This window comes from Synechococcales cyanobacterium T60_A2020_003 (assembly GCA_015272205.1).
GTDB lineage: Bacteria > Cyanobacteriota > Cyanobacteriia > RECH01 > RECH01 > JACYMB01.
The window spans coordinates 1-3185 of record JACYMB010000103.1; the positions used below are offsets into that span (position 1 = coordinate 1).

A 3185-nucleotide genomic window follows, 5' to 3' on the forward strand; every position below is an offset into this window, starting at 1 on the left:
AAGTCCCCAAACCCAAACGCCAAAAAGATAAACCTCACGTCTCCACTGCTCGATTGCTGAGTGAAGCGAAATCTAAAGAAGATAAAACAGTACCTTGAAAGGGCTGGTAATGACCCAGTAGTCTAAGGCTAATGGTTGCGGTGCCGCTGGGGTGGCATTCTTCACGCAAATACTCGGCACCTCGCTCGGTTAACCACACCTCTTTGATGGCTGCTTTCTCGCTCTCGATTAGTCCCTTGGCCTCCAACTCCTGAATTAAGGATTGGCGATCGCCCGCAGGTATCTTTTTCAGGTCTCCGGGAGTTGCGCTTTTCGATGCACACATCTTAACGACTAAAACTTGCGCCTCTGTTAACGGAATCTCTCCCTCAAGTTTTAGTAAGGCTTTACCCGCCGATGAAATTTTGAACCGACTCACTTGACGGGAATAGTCAACAATTTCTCGATCTCCCAACTCTCTGCAAAGTTTGTCTCGCTCGGAGGCAGATGCTTTCTCACTGACCGCAAGTTTGCCAATCGGCGTTCGATAGCCCTCATGCCCTAGAAGCTTCAGTAGAAATTTAAGTTCCTTTGCTTGCATGATCTAGCTCCTTATCGAGGCTTTGCCCTTGAAGGTTTCCTGTATGCCATAGTACTCACTCTAAAACTCGATCTAACGTATTTCCCAGAAAATTGCTCAAATTCAACCTAAAAATCATTAAAAAATCAAAAACATAGTAGCCGACGGGTTACTACACCAAGAGAAGCCTGGGTTCATCTTTTCTTTGCTGATAGCGAAATAGCCATGGAACCAAGGGTAGGTTTCTTCAGCATCACCCAACTGGAGGATAGTTCACGATGAATTTTCAGAATTTCCCCTATGACATTTGTATGTCCAAAACGTGACAGTTTATGGGATGTTTGAGATGTTTAGCTTGGCTATTAGGCACTGAGTCTGTGATGTTTTGTCCGGTACTTCCCAATGGACTGATGAAAACGGCCTCAGCAGCTTTGACAACCTTTGGTGTTTCTTGCGTGCAAGAGATGTTACATAATTTCGCGAAACCAGGCAAGTAAATCCTAAAAATGTAACAATTGTTACAAGATAACTCTCTCCTTCGGTAGGGGCAGGGATGGCTCAAACGCTGCAACTGACCGATGAGAGGATATCGGTTTGACATGTCACTCAAAGGGGTACTCGATATGCTCACTCCCGAACTCGCCAATGGTCTTGTTGTGATTACGACGGTTAGCTTAGCTAGCTGTATTTTGATACCGATCTTTTGTTGGCTACTAGTCAATCATGCGAATGCGGTTGAAAAGGCTCATGACCTCCACCAAACTGCATAGCAAAGCCACCTCCAGAAAACTCATAAAATTAGCAATTCCTCAAGATTTAAGGACGTATTTCGCCTAGCGTCCAACAGCGTTGATCGGTTAAACACCGCTCGCAGATCAGCACGGTTTCTCGCTGACCTCTGGTAATGTGTAGCTCTTCGTCCAGGTACAAAATTGTGAGTAATCCTTTGGGCGATCGCCTTGGTGCTGGCTGAATCCGGTATGGATGAAACGACGGCTCGCCAGCGGGGTGAGGATGCCATCATCGCCATCCAAGGTGCGTTGATGGTGTCCCAAGGGCTAGATCAGCCAGCATCCTTTCAACGGGTCATTCAGTCGTTACCCCAGACTTTGATGCGAGGACTGGAGTAAATACGATCGATTAAGGTTTGTTTCCGTTGTACTGTGGAGATGGTAGTTGAAGCTTGAGTGGTATGAATTTAGTTCTCATTCTGATCGGCGTGCTGATTGGGCTTTTCGCGATCGCGATCGCCCTTTATCTATTGACGGCTCGGCGGTATCAATCGTCCAGTTCGGTCGCCAATTCCTACGATCAGTGGACAGAGGACGGGATTTTGGAATTCTACTGGGGCGAGCATATTCATTTAGGACACTACGGTTCTCCGCCAAAACGGAAGAATTTTCTCAAGGCCAAAGAGGACTTTGTGCATGAAATGGTGCGCTGGGGAGGACTCGATCGCCTGCCGCCAGGAACCACCGTTTTAGACGTGGGGTGCGGTATTGGGGGCAGCAGCCGGATTTTGGCACGGGACTACGGATTTGAGGTGACTGGCGTAACCATTAGTCCTAACCAAGTGAAACGGGCACGCGAGCTAACCCCTCCTGGTCTGTCTGCTCAGTTCCATGTGGACGATGCGATGGCGCTCTCAATTCCAGATGCGAGTTTTGATGTGGTGTGGTCCATCGAAGCAGGCCCCCACATGCCGGATAAGGCCATTTTTGCGAAGGAATTACTGCGCGTCCTTAAACCGGGTGGTGTGTTGGTAGTGGCAGATTGGAACCAGCGGGACGATCGCCAAACGCCTCTCAATGTCTGGGAGAAGCCCGTCATGCGGCAACTGTTGGATCAATGGTCGCATCCTGCCTTTGCCAGTATTGAAGGCTTCTCGGAAGTATTGGAGGAAACGGGACTCGTACAGGGACAGGTTGTCACCGCCGACTGGACTCAGCAAACTCTCCCGTCTTGGATAGACTCGATCTGGCAAGGCATTGTGCGTCCAGAAGGCTTGGTTCGGTTTGGTGTGACCGGGTTTGTTAAATCGGTGCGAGAAGTGCCGACGCTGTTGCTGATGCGTCTGGCCTTCGGTACAGGGCTATGTCGCTTTGGCATGTTTCGCGCCATTCGAGCAAATCGACCCGCATCGGCTTCAGAAAGCAGGTCTAGCCAAATGACTCAGGTGTAAGGCGTGATGACCTGTGCAGTTTTTAGGGATTTCGCCCCTACGTTCACGAACGAATCTCCCGGATCTCGTTTCTACGGTTGTAGCCTTCACAGGCGATCGCTTCTCACACACGAGCCTTTGCCAGAGTGGAAACCGACGGCCTTCTGACATCCTCGGTGGAGCAGTGGAGTATATTAGACTCCGGCGTTGTTGCATGAAAGAGGGGTTGCGGGCGGGAGAGGCATGGTAAATTTCAGTTATCACACATAAAACCTGCCATGAAACCTCAATACCGCATCCGCAACTGGTCAGAGTATAACGCTGGATTGAAGGCTAGGGGAAGCCTCACCTTCTGGATCGAAGAATCTGTGCTGGGGCAGTGGGTGGTCGAGGAGTTGAGCGGCAAACCCGGCGCGTCAGTTCTTTATAGTGACCTTGCGATTCAAACAATGGCGACCGTCAAAG

At 49.6% G+C, this 3185-nt stretch carries 5 protein-coding genes; 4 read left to right on the top strand and 1 reads right to left on the bottom strand.

Going from position 1 to position 3185, the window contains the following annotated elements; genetic code table 11:
- Positions 1 to 34: 34 nt before the first annotated feature.
- Positions 35 to 580: a hypothetical protein gene (locus IGR76_05170; GenBank protein MBF2077910.1), complete on the bottom strand. Its 546-nt coding sequence runs from the start codon at positions 578 to 580 to the stop codon at positions 35 to 37.
- A gap of 578 nt (positions 581 to 1158) precedes the next feature.
- On the opposite strand from IGR76_05170, the gene IGR76_05175 reads away from it, so the two are divergent.
- The 4 genes from IGR76_05175 to IGR76_05190 form a co-directional block, all read left to right on the top strand.
- Positions 1159 to 1329, top strand: coding sequence for a hypothetical protein (locus tag IGR76_05175; GenBank protein ID MBF2077911.1), 171 nt, complete (start codon positions 1159 to 1161; stop codon positions 1327 to 1329).
- A gap of 189 nt (positions 1330 to 1518) precedes the next feature.
- Positions 1519 to 1689, top strand: a complete 171-nt coding sequence (locus IGR76_05180; GenBank protein MBF2077912.1) for a hypothetical protein — start codon at positions 1519 to 1521, stop codon at positions 1687 to 1689.
- A 62-nt stretch (positions 1690 to 1751) separates the two neighbouring features.
- Complete coding sequence (locus IGR76_05185; protein MBF2077913.1) at positions 1752 to 2741, top strand: methyltransferase domain-containing protein; 990 nt, start codon at positions 1752 to 1754, stop codon at positions 2739 to 2741.
- A gap of 257 nt (positions 2742 to 2998) precedes the next feature.
- Positions 2999 to 3185: transposase (locus tag IGR76_05190; protein ID MBF2077914.1), on the top strand; the 187-nt coding region annotated here is incomplete at its 3' end.